16 protein-coding genes are annotated in these 18,622 nt (G+C 61.5%); 9 read left to right on the plus strand and 7 right to left on the minus strand.

The features are described 5' to 3' along the window. Window positions 1–145: 145 nt before the first annotated feature. The 4 genes from AC1VXC_RS04285 to AC1VXC_RS04300 form a co-directional block, all read right to left on the minus strand. Window positions 146–823, minus strand: coding sequence for a class I SAM-dependent methyltransferase (locus tag AC1VXC_RS04285; RefSeq protein WP_481538018.1), 678 nt, complete (start codon window positions 821–823; stop codon window positions 146–148). Beyond that, on the minus strand, window positions 824–1,789 hold the full coding sequence (locus tag AC1VXC_RS04290) for a lysylphosphatidylglycerol synthase domain-containing protein (protein ID WP_481538019.1): 966 nt from the start codon (window positions 1,787–1,789) through the stop codon (window positions 824–826). It lies immediately after the preceding gene. After that, a complete protein-coding gene (locus tag AC1VXC_RS04295; protein ID WP_481538020.1) occupies window positions 1,714–2,802 on the minus strand; it encodes a UDP-N-acetylglucosamine 2-epimerase in 1,089 nt (362 codons plus the stop codon). Before AC1VXC_RS04295 ends, AC1VXC_RS04290 begins: the two co-directional genes overlap by 76 nt. Window positions 2,803–3,465: 663 nt before the next feature. Further along, a complete protein-coding gene (locus AC1VXC_RS04300; protein WP_481538021.1) occupies window positions 3,466–4,323 on the minus strand; it encodes a glycosyltransferase family 2 protein in 858 nt (285 codons plus the stop codon). A 121-nt stretch (window positions 4,324–4,444) separates the two neighbouring features. On the opposite strand from AC1VXC_RS04300, the gene pilB reads away from it, so the two are divergent. Beyond that, a complete protein-coding gene (gene pilB / locus AC1VXC_RS04305) occupies window positions 4,445–6,172 on the plus strand; it encodes a type IV-A pilus assembly ATPase PilB (protein WP_481538022.1) in 1,728 nt (575 codons plus the stop codon). 274 nt (window positions 6,173–6,446) lie between these two features. On the opposite strand, the gene AC1VXC_RS04310 is transcribed toward pilB, so the two are convergent. Together AC1VXC_RS04310 and AC1VXC_RS04315 are read right to left on the minus strand one after the other, a co-directional pair. Continuing rightward, the gene (locus tag AC1VXC_RS04310; RefSeq protein WP_481538023.1) at window positions 6,447–7,859 is read right to left on the minus strand and encodes a sigma-54-dependent transcriptional regulator; all 1,413 of its coding nucleotides are present in this window, start codon (window positions 7,857–7,859) and stop codon (window positions 6,447–6,449) included. 58 nt (window positions 7,860–7,917) lie between these two features. Continuing rightward, window positions 7,918–9,543 carry a sensor histidine kinase gene (locus AC1VXC_RS04315; RefSeq protein ID WP_481538024.1) on the minus strand — a complete coding sequence of 542 codons (1,626 nt, stop codon included), beginning with the start codon at window positions 9,541–9,543 and terminating at the stop codon, window positions 7,918–7,920. 256 nt (window positions 9,544–9,799) lie between these two features. Here AC1VXC_RS04315 and sucC point away from each other — a divergent pair, with 256 nt between their 5' ends. The 4 genes from sucC to AC1VXC_RS04335 all read left to right on the plus strand — a co-directional run bounded on the left by sucC (window position 9,800) and on the right by AC1VXC_RS04335 (window position 14,557). Continuing rightward, window positions 9,800–10,969, plus strand: coding sequence for an ADP-forming succinate--CoA ligase subunit beta (gene sucC / locus AC1VXC_RS04320; protein ID WP_057629765.1), 1,170 nt, complete (start codon window positions 9,800–9,802; stop codon window positions 10,967–10,969). A gap of 21 nt (window positions 10,970–10,990) precedes the next feature. After that, the gene (gene sucD / locus AC1VXC_RS04325; RefSeq protein WP_282267250.1) at window positions 10,991–11,866 is read left to right on the plus strand and encodes a succinate--CoA ligase subunit alpha; all 876 of its coding nucleotides are present in this window, start codon (window positions 10,991–10,993) and stop codon (window positions 11,864–11,866) included. Window positions 11,867–12,536: 670 nt separating this feature from the next. Continuing rightward, window positions 12,537–12,917, plus strand: coding sequence for an endonuclease domain-containing protein (locus AC1VXC_RS04330; protein WP_313174512.1), 381 nt, complete (start codon window positions 12,537–12,539; stop codon window positions 12,915–12,917). A 2-nt stretch (window positions 12,918–12,919) separates the two neighbouring features. Then, complete coding sequence (locus tag AC1VXC_RS04335; RefSeq protein ID WP_481538025.1) at window positions 12,920–14,557, plus strand: NAD+ synthase; 1,638 nt, start codon at window positions 12,920–12,922, stop codon at window positions 14,555–14,557. A gap of 296 nt (window positions 14,558–14,853) precedes the next feature. Here the strand turns inward: AC1VXC_RS04335 and AC1VXC_RS04340 are convergent, their stop codons facing one another. Further along, on the minus strand, window positions 14,854–15,738 hold the full coding sequence (locus AC1VXC_RS04340; protein WP_313174581.1) for an outer membrane protein assembly factor BamD: 885 nt from the start codon (window positions 15,736–15,738) through the stop codon (window positions 14,854–14,856). A 117-nt stretch (window positions 15,739–15,855) separates the two neighbouring features. Between AC1VXC_RS04340 and rluD the strand changes: the two genes are divergently transcribed. From rluD to AC1VXC_RS04360, 4 genes are read left to right on the plus strand one after another with little or no spacing between them, the layout of a single operon-like run. Further along, window positions 15,856–16,845: a 23S rRNA pseudouridine(1911/1915/1917) synthase RluD gene (rluD, locus tag AC1VXC_RS04345; RefSeq protein WP_313174579.1), complete on the plus strand. Its 990-nt coding sequence runs from the start codon at window positions 15,856–15,858 to the stop codon at window positions 16,843–16,845. Then, window positions 16,845–17,624, plus strand: coding sequence for a peptidoglycan editing factor PgeF (gene pgeF, locus AC1VXC_RS04350; protein WP_313174576.1), 780 nt, complete (start codon window positions 16,845–16,847; stop codon window positions 17,622–17,624). Before rluD ends, pgeF begins: the two co-directional genes overlap by 1 nt. Before the next feature lie 2 nt (window positions 17,625–17,626). Further along, complete coding sequence (locus tag AC1VXC_RS04355; RefSeq protein ID WP_481538048.1) at window positions 17,627–18,160, plus strand: DUF4166 domain-containing protein; 534 nt, start codon at window positions 17,627–17,629, stop codon at window positions 18,158–18,160. After that, complete coding sequence (locus AC1VXC_RS04360; protein ID WP_313174574.1) at window positions 18,153–18,554, plus strand: thiol-disulfide oxidoreductase DCC family protein; 402 nt, start codon at window positions 18,153–18,155, stop codon at window positions 18,552–18,554. Before AC1VXC_RS04355 ends, AC1VXC_RS04360 begins: the two co-directional genes overlap by 8 nt. Window positions 18,555–18,622 lie beyond the last annotated feature (68 nt).

The raw sequence follows: 18,622 nt of genomic DNA on the forward strand, positions 1-18,622 counted from the left end.
GTGCGGACGGTACGGTACGATGACTCGTTGCTTCAGGCGATAGCCGAGAGGGCGGTAGCGACTTGTGGGTAAAACTGCAGCGTGGAAACGTTTCTAGCCTTATTGTACGTTGCGCTTGGATTTTCAGATTGGTTTCTTGAAGTTACTACTTTCTGGCAACAAGCCACAGGCGTGCCGCGAGATGCTTTCCTATGAAGGGAAACCTGGATAGTGGATGCAGGTATCGCAGTACGTTGTAGTGGGGAAGCTTGCTGACCTCAATGCTGGTGTAGCCAGCGCGATGGAAGAAGTGGCAATTGTCTGCTTGGTTTCGTACTGCAATGTGTTCGGGGAACTGGCGAATCCAGCCATGATGCTTGAGCAGCTCCACAAAAAAATCCAGATTTGGGGTGTGAAGGTAGACCTTTCCATCGGCTTTCAACGCTGGATGCGCTGCCTCGACGATGGCCGACCATTGTCGGTCGGCGACGTGTTCCGAGATGTCCAATAAGAATATCGCGTCGAACTGCTCTACCTTTCCGTCGAGAAATTCAATGGCATTTGCACAATGGAAATGGCAATTGGCCAATTCTTTGGTCAGGTCGCGGGCGGTACTGATCATATCCTCGGAAAAGTCGATTCCGGAATATTGGGTATATCGGCCTTCCAGCAGGCGAGAAAGAATACCTGTTCCACAGCCGATATCCAGAATGCTCGCGTCAGGCGGAAGCGAAACGCGTTGCACAAGTTGTTTGACACGCTGCTCCTGGCTCGCATTGTTGAAATGCTCGACATAGGCGCTGCCGTGCAAATCCTTTTGGGAGTTGTAGTTGTCGTTATACATTCAGGGACATCCGGATTTGATGGCGGACGCGGCAGTTCCTGCCAGAACATCCACGGCACTGCTCAGTATGCGCAGGAGCGCCGCGAGGTGTATTGCTTGATTGGTTTCAATCCAGTAGCTTGCTATTGCGACCAGAATGGCTTCCCGCGCACCGATACCGCTTGGTAGGAAGATGACCAGCATCCCCCCGGAAACGGCCAGCAGGTAAGCACCCGATACGCCGAGTGCAGCATGGATGTTCAGTCCATATAGTTGAGTCGCCAGAAACGTGGCCAAGATAGCCCAGCCGATGATCTGAATCAGTTGCAGGGTAGTTGCGAGGAGAAGATCGCGCCTTGGCGGTGGCGAGTTGTCGAGTTGAGCAGAAATCTTGGGTATATGCTCTGCCAGAGTGCGTATGGTCATGATTGCGGTGACAGTCGCCGCGGGCAGGATGGGGAGCAGCAGGGCGGCAGTCCATGCTTCGTGAAATGCCATGGTGATCAGCAGTAGACCGAGCAAGATGGGAAGAAGCAGGCCGCTGCCCTGATCCACGAGGCTCGCTTGGAACAGCTTTCTGCGTTGCTCCTGCGGTTGGTCGTAGATGCGCATGAGGAATCCGAATATTCCGCCCGGGAGATACTTCCCGATCAGCAATAGGCCGAGCTGGCGCGCTGCCGTCGCCCATCGGGTGTCTTGCAATGCAAAGGCGCGCAAATAGGTTCGCCACGACGCCGTTGCAAGTAGCCATATGGCGCCTAGAAGAACGAATATGAATAACCATCCAGATACTGGCATCTGCGCTATCGTCTCGCCAGATAGCATCCGGCTTCGCCAAAGTGCCAAGCCACAAAGAACAAGACCGCTCCAAAGGAGTGCTCGTTTGGCGACTTGCCATGTGCGCTGCAATTTCAATGCAATCGCTCCATCAGCGTCTGTACGATCAATTTCGAGGGGGATGCAGGATCTATTTCCCTGATTGTCCATTCGTGTTCAGCATGCTGTGATACGAAACGCTCGATGATTTTTGGTTGCAGGTGCGACAGCGCAATGGTATCGCCGAGGCCATCCGCGCGTTCGGTTGTCCTTCTTAAAAGTAGAGTCGGAAGGCCCAGCATTGCGGCTTCCTCTTGGTTGCTTCCTCCATCAGTCATCAGTAGGCGGCTTCCCACAAGTAGTTTGACGAACTCTGGGTAGTCAGTGCGATCCATGAGTTCCAATCCGGGCGTGTTCTGAAGCTTTGTTTTCCAGCCCGTCTTCTCGATTTTGGCTCGGGTTGCGGGGTGTAGAACGAACTTGATAGGTAGTTTTCGAGCGGCATCAATCACTGCCTGCATCAGCAGATTGAAGTCGTCGGCATTGGATAGGTTTTCGTTCCTGTGGAGAGAGACGACTCCATATCCGCCAGCACCGCCGACTGTTGAGAGGGCGGCTCCGGTATTGGCCAGGGAGGCCAGGAGGGCGTCGCGAAGCGTGTTTCCATTGGTCTGGACGACGCTGCCTTTAGTTGAGGCGAGATTCGCACTGGCCAATGAGTCCGGGGTGAAGTGGATGTCGGTGATCTTGGAGACTAGGCGCCGGATCAGCTCCTCCGGGAAGGGGTCGAACATTCTGCTTGACCGAAGGCCAGCCTCGATGTGCGCCACCTTCACGCCGGAAAGCCGGGACGCCACTGCGCCGAACAGGGTCGAGGCTGTGTCGCCATGAACGAGACAGATATCCATGCCTTTCCACTCCTTTCGCCGCAGGCGCACAAAAGTCTGGCGCCAGAACTGAACGGTCCAGTGAGCAAAGGAAAGCTTGGTATTTGCCTCGTAGTTGGGAATCAGAACATCATCAGCAGGGCGGGTGCCGAAGGCTTTCTCAAGGAGGTCGAAGGTCTCGCTATGTTGGCCTGTGTACACAAGTCGATAGTTGATGTCGAAGGTATCCATCTGCTTGAGGATGGGTGCCATTTTGATGTACTGGGCTTTTGTGCCGAGTATGACGAGGATTTTCATGACAGGTTGCCGGCCTCCAGTGGCGGGTGGGGGGGGCGGATAGGGTTTTCGTGTGACTGCTGCAATGCGCTGTGATCTGTAAGAGGTCCGTTGTAGCAGGCAATGCATTGCATAAACGGCGGATATGAGAATCGGCGGCAGTGGTGGGCTGTATTTAGCGGTTGAAGAGTCGGCAATGTGTATGAATACTAAGCAAATAGCGGCCGCCGCCAGGACGCAGAGTGGTAGTAAGCTCGCAACAGGGATTTAGGTGAGGCATTTGGGCGTTGGGCATTAGCAATAGCTCCCGACGCAAGACCTATCCAGACCCGATGTGTGAGCGTCTTTGCGCTGCGTATCCGATCGTGCAGCGGGCATTCCGTTATACAGACTAGCGAGCGCCAAGTAGCTGGAAGTCAATATTGCACTTCCTTCCTCATAAGGGATTGCGTATGGTCCCCGTGTCCCGTGCGATGGCAAGGCTTGCATTATCATGGGCGGATCCGGGCGTTGCCTTGGTTTAATCCCTCTGCCACTGAATATGTCCCTTAACAGAGGAGCGGAATGGGAGTTCCTGATCGGAGGTGATTGTGTTTCAGGTGGTCGGGAAGCTTGACAGACAGTTTCACCTCAAATTGATGGTTTCTGTCTGCTGCAGCTGCACCCCCGCTTAGGGGTGGAGTATCACGCATCCCGTCGATATGTAAGGTTTGTGATCTGTTCCGAGATCAATCCAATCAGGAAAATAATCACGGCCGCACTGAAAAGTAGTGTGCTCATGTTGGTCAATCGGTGCATGATCGTGAACGTATAGCCGTAATAGCCAAGCCCGATCAAAAGGAAGCTAAGTGCGACCGGCCCGAACAATTTCATCGGCGAATACAACGTCGCGATCTTGAAGATGATCAGCAGAAACCGGATACCATCCTTCAGTGGCCGGATATGGCTGCCATTGCCTATTCGTTTTGCAACCGGGATTGGAACGTAGGCAACCGGATAGGCACTACGGAAGAATGCCATGGTGCTGGTGGTGGGATAACTGAATCCGTTCGGCAATAGATGCAGAAATTCGCGGAAGCGCTCGGCGCGTACTGCACGGAACCCGGAGGTCAGGTCTTCGATACGGTGACCAGTCATATGGCTGGCCAGCTTGTTATAGAAGGCATTGGCCAAGCCCCGATGGAAGTTGGCTTGGCCATCACTGTCACGGGCGCCCACGACCATGTCGTAACCCTCATCCAATTTTGCCAGTAGTTGCGCGATATGGCCGGCGCTGTGCTGGCCATCGGCGTCCATGAACACCAAGGTCTGGCCGGTGGCGGCGCGGGCGCCTCGCTTGATCGCCGCGCCATTGCCCATGGAGTACGGACTGCTCAGCACGCTGGCGCCGTGCTCACTGGCAATTGCCGCGGTCTGGTCGGTTGATCCGTCGTCGACCACAATGATCTCGGCGGCCGGGTAAGCACCGCGCAATTCAGGTAGGGTCCGTTTCAGCCCCTCGGCCTCGTTTTTTGCAGGCAGGATAATGCTCAGTTCACGCACGTTTGATTACCAGAAGTTCTCCCCTCCGCCATAGTAGCCGGGTTGATGGCATTGTGTGGATAGACTGCCGATTTATAGGGGGTTGAGGTAATCTTGGGGCCTGCTTTCTGGGGATGCCCAAATGAATGTTGCCACCGCCAATCTCGTTGGGATCACTGGCATCGCACGCCGTCTGGTTCAAGACGGGGCTTTGGATGAGGTCGTGGCCCGTGCCGCTATGGCTCAGGCCAGTGACGCCAAGGTGCCGTTGGCACAGTGGCTGGCTGACAAAAAGCTGGTGAGCGCGGCGCATATGGCAGCTGCCAATGCGATGGAGTTTGGCATGCCGTTGCTGGATGTGTCGGTGTTTGATACCAACCAGAATGCGATGAAGCTGGTCAGCGAGGAGCTGTTACGTAAGCATCATGTGCTGCCGCTGTTCAAGCGTGGCGGAAGATTGTTCATCGGTACAAGCAATCCGACCCAGTCACTGGATGAGATCAAATTCCACACCAACTTGGTGGTGGAGCCGATTCTTGTTGATGAGGATCAGATCCGCCGGACACTGGACTTGTGGTTGGCCAGTAATGATTCGCTGGGCGACAGCCTTGGCGGTGACGGTGAAGGCATGGGCGACTTGGACGTTGCCGCCGGTGATGAGGACATGGGTAGTGGTGGTGACAGCGGCGTTGATGTAAAGGGTGATGACACGCCGGTTGTGAAGTTCGTCAACAAGGCACTGGTGGATGCCATCCGCAAGGGCGCTTCGGACATCCATTTCGAGCCCTACGAAGATGATTATCGGGTGCGTTTTCGAATCGATGGTCTGCTGAAGAGTGTGGCCAAGGCGCCGGTGAAGCTGAACCAACGTATCGCTGCACGCCTGAAGGTGATGGCGCAGCTGGATATCGCCGAGAAGCGCGTGCCACAGGATGGTCGCATCAAGCTCAACCTGTCCAAGAGCAAACAGATCGATTTCCGTGTCAGTACCTTGCCGACCTTGTTCGGCGAAAAGATCGTGCTGCGTATCCTTGACGCCAGCGCGGCCAAGTTGGGTATCGACAAGCTTGGCTATGAGCCCGACCAGCAGAAGCTGTTCCTGGATGCCATCCACAAGCCGTACGGCATGGTGCTGGTCACTGGTCCGACCGGTTCGGGTAAGACGGTGTCGTTGTATACCGCGCTGGGCATCCTCAATGACGATACCCGCAACATTTCCACGGCCGAGGATCCGGTGGAAATCCGCCTGCCTGGCGTGAACCAGGTGCAGCAGAACAACAAGCGCGGCATGACCTTTGCCGCAGCGCTGCGCTCGTTCCTGCGACAGGATCCGGACATCATCATGGTCGGCGAAATCCGTGACCTCGAGACCGCGGAAATCGCGATCAAGGCAGCGCAGACCGGCCATATGGTGCTGTCCACGCTGCATACCAATGATGCGCCACAAACCATCGCACGTTTGATGAACATGGGTATCGCGCCTTACAACATCACCTCGTCGGTGACTCTGGTGATCGCGCAGCGTCTGGCGCGGCGTTTGTGCCCGAACTGCAAGCGGCCGACCCAGTTGCCGGAGAATGCGCTGTTGGCCGAAGGCTATACCGCCGAGCAGATCGCCAAGGGCATCAATCTGTTCGAGCCGGTGGGCTGTGATGAATGCACGGAAGGTTACAAGGGCCGTACCGGTATCTATCAGGTGATGCCAATGACCGACGACATCGCGGCTATCGTCCTGCAGGGCGGCAACGCGATGGATATTGCGGACGCTGCGCAGAAAATCGGCATCAATGATCTGCGCCAGTCAGCATTGTTGAAGGCGGCGCAGGGCATCACCAGCCTGGCCGAAATCAACCGCGTCACCAAGGACTAAGCCCGGGTAGTGCCGAGCCATGCTCGGCAGAAGCCTTTCTGGGAGAGCCGCAGCCGAGCATGGCTCGGCTCTACATTGGGTTTCCGGGTAATGCCCAGCCGAGCATGGCTCGGCTCTACAGTGGGTTTCCGGGTAATGCCCAGCCGAGCATGGCTCGGCTCTACGTTGGGGTTTTCGGGTAGTGCCCAGCCGAGCATGGCTCGGCTCTACGGTGGGGTTTCCGGGTAATGCCAGCCGAGCATGGCTCGGCTCTACCTTGGTTATGGGTACCGACTTACTCCATGCCCAGCTTTTTCAGCTTGTAGCGCAGCGCGCGGAATGTGATGCCCAGTTGCGCGGCGGTCTTGGTCTTGTTCCAGCGGTTCTCTTCCAAGGCCTTCTGGATCACTGTGCGCTCCATCTGTTCGATGTAGGAGGGCAGGGCGGAGCTGGCGGGGTCAATGTCGACCACGGCCTCCTGCACGACAGGGACGACCGGCGCGGCAGTCGGTGCATCGCCGCCGGGGACCGTGCGCGGCGCGGCATTCTGCGCTTGCGGCAGGCGCAGGTCGCTGGCATCGATGCGGTCGCCATCCGCCAGGGCCAGGGAGCGCTCAAGGATGTTCTCCAGTTCGCGGACGTTGCCGGGAAAGGAATAAGCGTCCAGCGCCTCAAGCGCCGAGGCTGCCAGTTGCGGCGGCTTCTGGCCCTGGGATTGCGCCAGCCGTTGCAGGATGGTGTTGGCCAGTTGCGGCAGATCGCCGCGGCGTTCACGCAGCGGGGGTACCCGCAGTTCGATGACGTTGATGCGGTAATACAGGTCATGGCGGAAGCGGCCGTCCTGCACCAACGTGCCCAGGTCCTTGTGGGTGGCCGAAAGGATGCGCACATCCACGGTGACTTCGGTGGCCGCACCAACGGGGCGCACCGATTTTTCCTGGATGGCGCGCAGCAGCTTGACCTGCATCTGCAGCGGCAGCTCGGCCACTTCGTCCAGGAACAGGGTGCCGCCATTGGCAGCCTGGAACAGCCCTGGCTTGTCAGCATGGGCACCGGTGAAGCTGCCCTTGCGATGGCCGAAGAACTCGCTTTCCATCAGTTCGCTGGGGATGGCACCGCAGTTGACCGGGATGAAGGGGCCTGCCGCGCGTGCGCCCTGGTCGTGGATGGTGCGCGCCACCAACTCCTTGCCGACGCCGGATTCGCCCAGGATATAGACCGGGGCCTGGCTGCGGGCAACCTTGCCGATGGTGGCGCGCAGTTCGTCCATCGCCGGTGAGCTGCCGAGCAGGCGGGTGGCACTTTCCGGCGGGGGCGGGGTGCTGGGACGGGCTTCGTTGTTCAGTTCGATGGCGTGGCGGACCAGGCCGCGCAGCACATTGATGTCCACCGGCTTGCTGACGAAGTCGAAGGCGCCGGCTTTCAGGGCCTCCACGGCCAGGTCCATGCTGCCGAAGGCGGTGATCATTGCCACCGGGGTGGAGGGGTGGTCGCGGGTGATTTCGGTGACCAGTTCGATGCCATTGCCATCGGGCAGGCGCATGTCGGTCAGGCACAGGTCGAAATGATTGCTGGCGAGCAGCTCCCGGGCCTCGGCCAGGTTGGCGGCGGTGCTTATCCGCAGACCCATCCGCCCGAGGGTGAGGACAAGCAGTTCACGGATATCGCGTTCGTCATCGACGATCAGGGCGCTGTGTGTTGCGTTCATGAATGGAACGATAGCCGAGGTGGAGGCTTGCCTACAAACGATTGCATCGAAAAATGGATCATTGGCGCTCACCGCGGGCGAACGCGGTTTTCGGGGTGCTCAGGGTCAAGCGGAAGCAGGCGCCGCCAGCGGGAATGGACACGTAATCCAGCTGGGCCTGGTTGGCGCGGCAGAGCTCGCGCGCGATGTACAGGCCCAGGCCGGTTCCATGTTCCGAGGTGGTGTAGAACGGCCGGAACAGCTGGGTGGCGATGGCGTCCGGTATGCCGGGCCCCCGGTCCATCACGTCGATAACGGCATTGCGCTCGGCCGAGGCGACGCGGATGCGGATGCGCGCCGGCTCATCGGCCACGCGGCCATACTTGAGGGCGTTGTGGACCAGGGCGGTCAGTACCTGGTGCAGGTGCCGGGGGTCCATCATCGCCACCACCGACGGTTCACGGATCACCGCCTCCAGACTGTCGTTCTCCAGTGACAAGGTCTGCCGGTACTCGATGACGAAGCGGCGCACGAAAGCGGCCAGGTCGAGGTTCTCGGGGTTGGCGCGTTCGCGCCGGGCCAATGCCAGCACGCTTTCGACGATGCCGTTGGTCCGCTGGCATTGCTGGTGGATGATCTGCAGCAGGCGGCGGTCGGCTTCGCCGAGGTCTTCGGACTCTTCCAGCAGCTGGGTGGCGTAGTTGATCGCCGCCAGCGGGTTGCGGATCTCGTGCGCCAGGCTCGCTGAAAAGCGGCCCAGGGTGGACAGCGTCAGTGACTCGGCCCGGCGCGAAACCACGGTGGTGTCGTCCAGGAAGATCAGCGACATGTCGCTGTCGGCCAGCAGACGGGCGAAGCGCGGTAGTACCTCGGTCTGCTCCGGGGCCAGTTGCAGTGGCGTTTCGTCTTCGTGCCAGCCATTGCGCCAACGCTGCAAGCGCCGCGCCAGCTCCGGCGATGCCATGTTCAGGGCGACGCGTTCGGTGGCCAGCGCGCCTTCCATGTCGCCGAGCAGGGCGGTGGCGGCTTCGTTGGCCAGGGTGATGCGTCCGTTGGTATCCACCACCAGCACACCAGTGCGCATGCGGCGGATGATCAGTTCATTCACTTCAAACAGATTGGCAACTTCGGCGCCGCGCTGATCGGCCAGTTGCTGGGTGCGGCGGGTGCGGCTGCCAATCTGGTAGGCAATGAAGGTCAGGGCCAGGTAGCTGGTGACGAACATCGCCAGCTCTGCCAGGGTGCGGGTGTTCTGGCCGCCTTCCAGCATCTGCCAGATGTATTCGGCGACGCTGGCCGCGGAGGCCAGCAGGCCGATCAGCATCGCCCGCGACAGCGGCAGCAACAGGCCTGCAGCAGCAATATTGAACAGCAGCGACATCGAAACACCGGCGCTGGCGCCGGGCAGGGCGTGGCTGAGCAGGGTGGCGGCGATGATGTCGACCATCACGCTGCCAAATACGATGCGCTGCAGCCAGCGTTCGTTGCGCCCCCAGATCAGCAGCGCCACCGAGATCAACAGGTAGGCGACGGAGACCGACTGCGCCAGCAAGGGTTGGTGAGCGTCGCCAACCATGGAGGTCAGCGGCCCGAACACCAGTGCGCTCAGCAGTGCGGCGACCAGGACCCGGTACAACGCGAAGAAGTACAGCTCACGCGTTGGAATGGATTCGATGCGGTCGATGATCGACGAACTGGGGGCCAAGCTGGATCTCCTATCCAGACCTAATCACGCCAGTATAGGTGCGCCGACCGCGCTGCGGGGGACTCCCCGACATGCCGGACAATCATCGGCAAGTTGCTGAATTGGAAGATAAAAGCGTGCCGTTCTTGGCGATTTGTACAGACTTCTTTGCGTGCTGGGCCGCCGTCGGCGACAATATTGGGCCCGCCCGCCCTGCAAGTAGGCCAGTTTCGGCCCTGTGGGCTGCGTGCGGTCGTTCCTATTCCCACGGTGACGCATGAATTTTCACGAGTACCAGTCAAAACAACTGCTTGCCGAATACGGCATCCCGGTCCCGGCCGGCAAGGTCGCTGCGACCCCGGACGAGGCAGTAGCTGCTGCCCAGTCGCTGGGCCAGGGCCCCTGGATGGTCAAGGCTCAGATCCACGCTGGCGGCCGCGGCAAGGCTGGCGGCGTCAAGTTCTGCAAGACCACCGACGACGTCAAGGCCGCTGCGGCCAAGATGCTCGGCACCAAGATGGCCACCTACCAGACCGCAGGCGTCGAGCTGCCGGTCAACCTGGTGCTGGTGACCACTGCCGGTGAGATCGTCAAGGAGCTGTACCTGTCGGTGCTGGTTGACCGTGGCACCAAGACCATCACCTACATCGCTTCTTCGGAAGGCGGCGTGGAGATCGAGCAGGTTGCTGCTGAAACCCCGGAGCTGATCCACTCGCTCAACGTCGATTTCGTTGAAGGCGTGCAGGGTTACCACGGCCGTGATTTCGGCTTCAAGCTGGGCCTGACCGCCAAGCAGGCTGGCCAGTTCGCCAGCATCATGGTCAACCTGTACCGCCTGTTCAACGAAAAGGACCTGGCGCTGGTTGAAATCAACCCGCTGGCGATCCTTGACGACGGCAACCTGTACGCGCTGGACGGCAAGTTCGACAGCGACGACAACGCCGCGTTCCGTCAGAAGGCGCTGGTCGCCATGCGCGACAAGACCCAGGAAGATCCGACCGAAGTGATCGCTTCGGAGCTGGACATCAACTACGTCACCATGGACGGCAACATCGGCTGCATGGTCAACGGCGCAGGCCTGGCCATGGCCACCATGGACGTCATCAAGCTCAACGGCGGCGAGCCGGCGAACTTCCTGGACGTGGGCGGCGGCGCCAACAAGCAGCGCGTCATTGAAGCCTTCAAGCTGATCCTGTCCTCGGACAAGGTCGAAGGCATCTTCGTCAACATCTTCGGCGGCATCGTCCGTTGCGACATGATTGCCGAAGGCATCATCGCTGCCGTGAAGGAAGTGGGCGTCAAGGTTCCGGTGGTGGTGCGCCTGGAAGGCACCAACGTGGAAGAAGGCAAGCAGTTGCTGCGTGACAGCGGCATGGCCATCATCCCGGCTGACAACATCAACGATGGCGCCAAGAAGATCGTTGAAGCCGTCAAGAACGCCGCCTGATCCGACACCGAAGGAAATCCAATGTCAGTTTTGATCAACAAGAACACCAAGGTGATCGTGCAGGGCTTTACCGGCCAGCAGGGCACCTTCCACGCCACTCAGATGATCGAGTACGGCACCCAGGTTGTCGGCGGCGTGACCCCGGGCAAGGGCGGCACCACCCACATCGACCTGCCGGTGTTCAACACCGTGGCCGATGCCGTGCAGAGCACCGGCGCCAATGCCTCGGTCATCTACGTGCCGCCGCCGTACGCGGCTGACGCGATCCTGGAAGCCGCTGCTGCCGGCATCAAGGTCATCGTCTGCATCACCGAAGGCATCCCGGTGCTGGACATGCTGCGCGTCAAGAACGTGCTGACCCGTTCGCATCCGGACACCGTGCTGATCGGGCCGAACTGCCCCGGCGTGATCACCCCGGGCGAGTGCAAGATCGGCATCATGCCGGGCCACATCCACATGCCGGGCAAGATCGGCATCGTGTCGCGTTCGGGCACCCTGACCTATGAAGCGGTCAAGCAGACCACGGAAGTGGGCCTGGGCCAGTCGACCTGCATCGGTATCGGCGGCGACCCGATCAACGGCCTGAACTTCGTTGACTGCCTGAAGCTTTTCAACGAAGACCCGCAGACCGAAGGCATCATCATGGTTGGCGAAATCGGCGGCGACGCTGAGGAAGCCGGTGCCGAATACATCAAGAACCACGTGAAGAAGCCGGTTGTCGGCTTCATCGCTGGTGCATCGGCTCCGGCCGGCAAGCGCATGGGCCACGCCGGTGCGATCGCATCGGGCGGCAAGGGCACTGCCGAGGGCAAGTTCGCAGCAATGGAAGCTGCTGGCGTTGTCACCGTCCGTTCGCCGGGCGACCTGGGCGCTGCCATCGCGAAGCTGGTCAAGTAAGACTGCGCTTCAGTGATTTGAGAGAGGCCACCTTCGGGTGGCCTTTCTTGTTTTTGGGGGTGGGTGATCGGGGAGTAAAAGCCAAAAGCAAAAATAAAAATAAAAACAAAAACAAAAACAAAAATAAAAACAAAAATAAAAACAAAAACAAAAACAAAAACAAAAACAACATCTAAGAGCCTGCCCTCACCCCTACCCCTCTCCCGCAGGCGGGAGAGGGGACAGCCAAAGCCACAGCCACAGCCAAAGCCAAAGCCAAAGCCAGGCCAGGCCAGGCCAGAGCCAGAGCCGGAGCCGGAGCCGGAGCTGAAGTCCAAGTCGACGTTAGATCACTGACTAAAGCTCATCTTTTGCACTGGCTGTAGCTTTGGCTTTGGCTGTGGCTTTGGCTGTGGCTTTAGCTGTGGCTGTGGCTGTGGCTTGGGCTTTGGCAGTGGCTCTGGCTCTGGTTCTAGCTCTAGCTCCGGCTGTTGCTTTCCCCTCTCCCGCCTGCGGGAGAGGGGTAGGGGTGAGGGGAGGCTCTGGCTTTTTGCCGTTAGCCTTTCCCATCGCTATCTGTCACCTCAAAGGCAGCGCCCCAAAAGCCAAAATCGTTACATCCCAAAGCGCGCTTTCCCTGATTTCAACCACCGCCTTGCCAGGTAATCGTCCCCCTACAAAGGAGGCAACCATGCGCAAAGGCAGCAAGACCAACTGCGCCCGTGCCCTGCGCCGACGCATGACAGATGCCGAACGACGCATCTGGTACTTCCTCAGAGGGCGCCACCTGGCCGACTTCAAGTTCCGCCGGCAACACCCCATCGGGCCTTATGTTGTGGATTTCGTCTGCCTGGAGCAAAAACTGGTTATCGAACTCGACGGCGGCCAACACGCATCCGATCCCAATGACCTCCGCCGTGACGCCTTCCTGCAACGGCAGGGCTACCGCGTGCTGCGCTTCTGGAATAATGAGGCCCTGAGCCACACCGACGCGGTCTGCGAAAGCATCCGGCGCGCGGCGTTGGTAACACCAAGCCCCCGCAGGGTGCGGGGCCAAGCAGAAGGTTGTTGATCATGTCCGAAACGCTACGCATCGCCCTGGCCCAGTTCGATTTCCCGGTTGGGGACGTGGCCGGCAACGCCAGCCGTATCATCGAGCTGATGCATGAGGCGCGTGACGAATACGGCGCCGACGTGGTGCTGCTTCCGGAACTGGCCATCAGCGGCTATCCGCCTGAAGACCTGCTGATGCGGCCGGGCTTCCTGCGCAGCTGTGAGCAGGCGTTGGCGCGTGTCGCCGCGCAGGCCCAAGGCATCGTCGCCGTCGTCGGTTGGCCGCAAAGCGCTGGAGCGGTGGTTTACAACGCGGCGAGCGTGCTCCGTGACGGCGTCATTGCCGCAACTTACCGCAAGCGCGAGCTACCCAATTACGCCGTGTTCGACGAACGCCGCTACTTCGACGTGGACCCGGATGGCGGTAACTGCGTGTTCGAGGTGAACGGCGTGAAATTGGGGCTGGTGATCTGCGAAGACCTCTGGTTTCCCGAGCCGCTTGCCGCCACCGTCAAGGCCGGCGCCGAGCTGGTGCTGGTGCCCAATGCCTCACCTTATGAGCGCGGCAAGCACGCCCAGCGCGATGCCCTGCTGGCCGAACGCAGCCGCGAGAGCGGTGCCGCCATCGCCTACGTCAACACCGTCGGCGGCCAGGATGCGGTGGTGTTTGATGGCGCGTCGGTGGTCGCCGATGGTGATGGCACGGTGCACCCGGCCGCGGTTGCCTTCACCGAGGAAATGCTGCTGGTCGAATACAACGTCGCCGCGCGCAGCTTCATGCCGCTGCGCTGGATCGATGATGGCGATGAAAGCATGGACGCGCTGGCCTGGCGCGCGGTTACCCGCGGCATCCAGGACTATTGCGGCAAGAATGGCTTCAGCAAGGTGTGGCTGGGCCTGTCCGGTGGCATCGACTCGGCGTTGGTGCTGGCCTTGGCCGTGGATGCATTGGGTGCCGAGAATGTCACCGCGGTCAGCCTGCCATCGCGTTATACCGCCGATCTGTCCAATGATCTGGCGGTGGAACAATGCCGTGCGCTTGGGGTGAAGCTTGAAACCGTGCCGATCGAGCCAGCCTTCCAGGGATTGATGCAGTCGCTGTCGACGATGTTCGAGGGCCAAGCGGCCGATGTCACCGAAGAAAACCTGCAGTCGCGCAGCCGTGGCGTGATCCTGATGGCCTTGGCCAACAAGTTCGGCGGCCTGCTGCTGACCACCGGCAACAAGAGCGAGTACGCCGTCGGCTATGCCACCATCTATGGGGATATGTGCGGCGGCTATGCGCCGTTGAAGGACCTGTACAAGACCGAAGTCTACGGTCTGTCCAAGTGGCGCAATACGGTGGGCGGCGCGCCGGTGATTCCGCCCGCGGTCATCGCGCGGGCGCCTTCGGCGGAATTGCGTGACAACCAGACCGACCAGGATTCGCTGCCGGCCTACGATGTGCTGGACGGCATCCTGTATCGCTATATCGACCAGGAACAGTCGCGCGAAGACATCGTCGCTGCAGGTTACGCGCCGGAAGTGGTGGATCGGGTACTGAAGCTGGTGCGGATCAGTGAGTGGAAGCGGCACCAGGCCGCGCCTGGTCCGAAGGTGTCTCGGCGCGCCTTTGGCCGCGAGCGCCGTTATCCCATTACCAATGGCTACCGCGGTTGATCGGCTGACTTCCGGCGGATGCAAATAGAAGGGGCCGCAAGGCCCCTTCCATGAGGAGGGGGCTGAAGCTTGAAGGCCAAAAGCTCCCCCCATCCGCCCTCCGGGCACCTTCCCCCGCAAGCGGGAGAAGGGAAGAGCCCAAGCCAAAGCTCAAAGCCAAAGCCAAAGCCAAAACCAAAACCCAAGCCAAAGCTCAAAGCCAAAGCCAAAGCCAAAGCCAAAGCCAAAGCCCACAAATCCGGAAACAAGAAAGGGGCCCTTGGGCCCCTTTCCTTCACCACAATTACCGCTACCGCTTACTTGCCGCGGTTCATCGTGGCATTGCTCTGGCCGGTGGCTACCGAACGCTCCCCGGCAAACGGGTTCAGCTTGCGGATCATCCACGGATACTTCGGCCAGTTGCCGGCCAGCCACGGGTGCTCGGGCTGGTTCAGCTGCAGCACGCGGCGGGCGTCGTCGGCCAGGGTCTTGTTGCCCAGATGCGTGTAGGCCTCGCCCAGCAGCGCTACCGCGTCGTACTGGAAGGCGCTCTGCGGATAGGTCTCCAGCAGGTAGTTGGCGCGGCCAACCACCGACACCCAGGCGCCACGACGGGCGTAATACAGCGCATCGTCCAGCTCATGCTGGGCGAACACATCGCGCAATTCGATCATGCGCTGGCGCGCATCGGCGGCGTAACGGCTGTTCGGGTAGCGCTCGGTGACGATGTTGAAGTCGGCATAGGCCTGGCGCGGGGTCGACAGATCGCGGCGGCTCGGGTCCAGCGACCATACGCGGCGCAGGAAAACCGTATCGCGGTTGCCGTTGGCAAGGCCGCGCAGGTAGTACAGGTACGCGATGTTGCGGTGGGTCGGGTAGGTGCGGATGAAGCGGTCGATGCTCGACACCGCGTCATCGTTCTTGCCGGCCTTGTACTGGGCGTAGGCGCTTTCGATCATCGCCTGCTCGGTGTACGGGCCGTACGGGTACTGCGCAATCAGGCGCTTGAAGCTGGTTTCGGCACCGGACCAGTTGCCGCCCTCCATCAGCTTGTGGCTCTTTTCGAACAGTTGTTCGACCGGTGCGCCTTCGTCGGCGTCCTTCTTGGCGCCGCGGTGGCAGCCAGTGGCGACGAAGACCAAAACCAGCAGCAGGGCGGTGAGGCGGACGGGCGCGGACAGCAGCGAAGAGCGTCGGATCATGGGTTCAGGGCAGGACGCGGCAGGAATACGAAGGGGCGATGATAGCCTAGTGGCCTGTCCTGCGACTGACTGTTGTCGCTTGGACCCCATAATTTCGTCTTTAGCCGGTCTTTGCCCATGTCCGAGAACACCTTTTCCAGCCCGCGCCAGGCGCAGGTTCCCGATTCCGCCGCCGGTCGTCGCTTCGACGCGGTCCTGGCCGAACTGTTCCCCGAATTCTCCCGTTCGCGGCTGACCGAATGGATCAAATCCGGCGCAGTTCTGCTCGATGGCGAGCCCGTCCGCCCGCGCGATCCGGTCCGCGGCGGCGAAATCGCCACCCTGAATGCGGTGCTCGAGGTCGAAGTACATGCGCAGCCGGAGGACATCCCGCTGTCGATCCTGTACGAGGACGAGCATGTGTTCGTGATCGACAAGCCGGCTGGCCTGGTGGTCCATCCGGGCGCTGGCAATCCCAGCGGCACCCTGCTCAACGCCTTGCTGTTCCGTGACCCGGCCATCGCCAAGGTGCCGCGCGCCGGCGTGGTCCATCGCCTGGACAAGGACACCAGCGGGGTCATGGTGGTGGCCCGCACCGTGCAGGCGCAGACCGCGCTGGTGGAGCAGCTGTCCGCGCGCGAGGTCCACCGCCAGTACCTGGCGGTGGTGGTGGGTGCGCTGGTTTCGGGGGGCACGGTGGATGCGGCGATCGATAGGCATGCGCGCGATCGCCTGAAGATGGGGGTGCGCGAGGACGGCAAGGAGGCGGTGACCCATTACCGCCTGCGTGAGCGCTTCCGCGCCCACACTGCGCTGGAGTGCCGCCTGGAAACCGGCCGTACCCACCAGATCCGCGTGCATATGGCGCATCTGAAGCACGCCATCGTCGGTGATCCGCTGTACGGCGGCTCGCTGAAACTGCCCAAGGGCGCCACCGATGAGCTGGTCGCGGCGCTACGCAGCTTCAAGCGCCAGGCGCTGCATGCCGAGACGCTGGAGTTCCAACACCCGATCACCGGCGAAACCATCAGCAATACCGCGCCGGTTCCGGCTGACCTGGTTGCGCTGATGAAGGTGCTGCGCGAGGACTCCAAGGCCTTTGCCGAACGCGAACGGGGCCGTTGGTAATGGCCGAGGCGAGCCCGCTGTGGCTGGCCGACTGGCCTGCGCCCCCGGGGGTGCGGGCCTTCACCACGATGCGCCATGGCGCCGGCGGCTCGCTGCCGCCGTTTGACAGCTTCAATATGGGCAACCGGACCGCTGCTGACGGCGACGATCCGGTCCAGGTGCAACGCAACCGCGACGCCTTGCAGCAGTTGGCCAAGCTGCCCTCGGCCCCGCACTGGCTGCGCCAGGTGCACAGCAGTGACGCCCTGCGCTTTGACGCGCCGCCGCTGGCGCAGGGGCTGGAGGCCGAGCCGACCGCCGATGCCTCCGTCACGTCCGTCCCGGGCGTGGTGCTGGCCATCCTCACCGCCGACTGCCTGCCGGTGGTGTTCGCCGCCCGTGATGGCAGCGAAGTGGCCGCTGCCCATGCCGGCTGGGGTGGGCTGGCGCGCGGCATGCTGGAGAACACCCTGGCCGCCATGCACACCCCCGCCGAGGCGCTGGTGGCGTGGATAGGCCCGGCGGCCGGTCCGGCCCTGTACGAGGTGGGTGTGGACGTGCGCGAGGCCTTCCTGGCGCATTCCAGCGCCGCTGAAAGCCACTTCGTCGCCACCCGGCCCGGCCACTGGAAGGTGGACCTGCCCGGGCTGGCCCGGCAGCGGCTGGTCGCGGCGGGCATGCAGGCGCAGGCCATCCATGGCGGTGACCTGTGCACCATGGCCGATCCGCAGCGCTGGTTCTCGCACCGGCGCGACCGCCGCAGCGGCCGTATCGCCACCCTGGTGTGGATGGAGCGATGAGCCTGCCGCTGTTCGCGCAGGTGCTGGGCCCCGCGTTTGAGCAGCTGGCACCACAGGTGCGCGCGTTGCACGCGATCCCCGCCCGCCAGCGCTGGAGCGGGCAGGGCGACGTGCTGCGTGGCAGCCACTGGCTGGTGGCGCCCTGCGCCTGGCTGGCACGGCTGCCGCCGACCTCAAGCGTGCCGGTGACGGTCGAGTTCGTGGTCGATGCCGCGGGTGAGCGCTGGAACCGGCAGTTCGGTGCCGCGCGCATGGCCTCGCGGCTGTGGCAGCGCGGGGGGCGCTTGTTCGAGCAGTTGGGGGCGGTGCGCTTCCGGTTTGGGCTGTGCGAGCAGGACGGGCAGATCCTGTGGCGGGCCGAGCGGGTCTGGGCCTTCGGGGTGCTGCCACTGCCGGCGCGCTGGTTCGCCCAGGTGCATTGCCGCGAGCGTGAGCACCAGGGGCGCTATGAATTCCTGGTGGATGTCTCGATGCCGCTGATCGGGCGGTTGATCCGTTACGAAGGCTGGCTGTTGCCGGAGGGCAGGCATGGCTGAGCCGGCGGTGATCGTGTTCGATGGTGTCTGCGCGCTGTGCAGCCGCTGGGTGCGCTTCCTGCTGCGTTTTGATCGGGCCGGGCGCTACCGCTTTGCCGCGATGCAGGGCGGGCAGGGCCGTGCGCTGCTGTCCACGCATGGGCTGGACCCGGATGACCCGCTGTCGTTCCTGCTGGTGGCTGAGGGCGTGGCGTATACAGATACGGACGCGATCCTGCGGGTGCTGACCGGGCTGGGCGGCGCTTGGCGTCTGGCCGGGATTGCGCGGGTGTTGCCGGCCTCCCTGCGGGATCCGGCGTATCGCTGGTTGGCACGGAATCGCTACCGCTGGTTTGGGCGGCATGACAGCTGTTTTCTGCCGACGGCGGAGCAGCGCGGGCGATTTTTGGATTGAGTGGGGTGGTGGGGTTTGCTGGCCAGAAGCTTCCCCCTCACCCCAACCCCTCTCCCGTAAACGGGAGA

The sequence above is a fragment of the Stenotrophomonas sp. STEN033 genome (assembly GCF_056856655.1).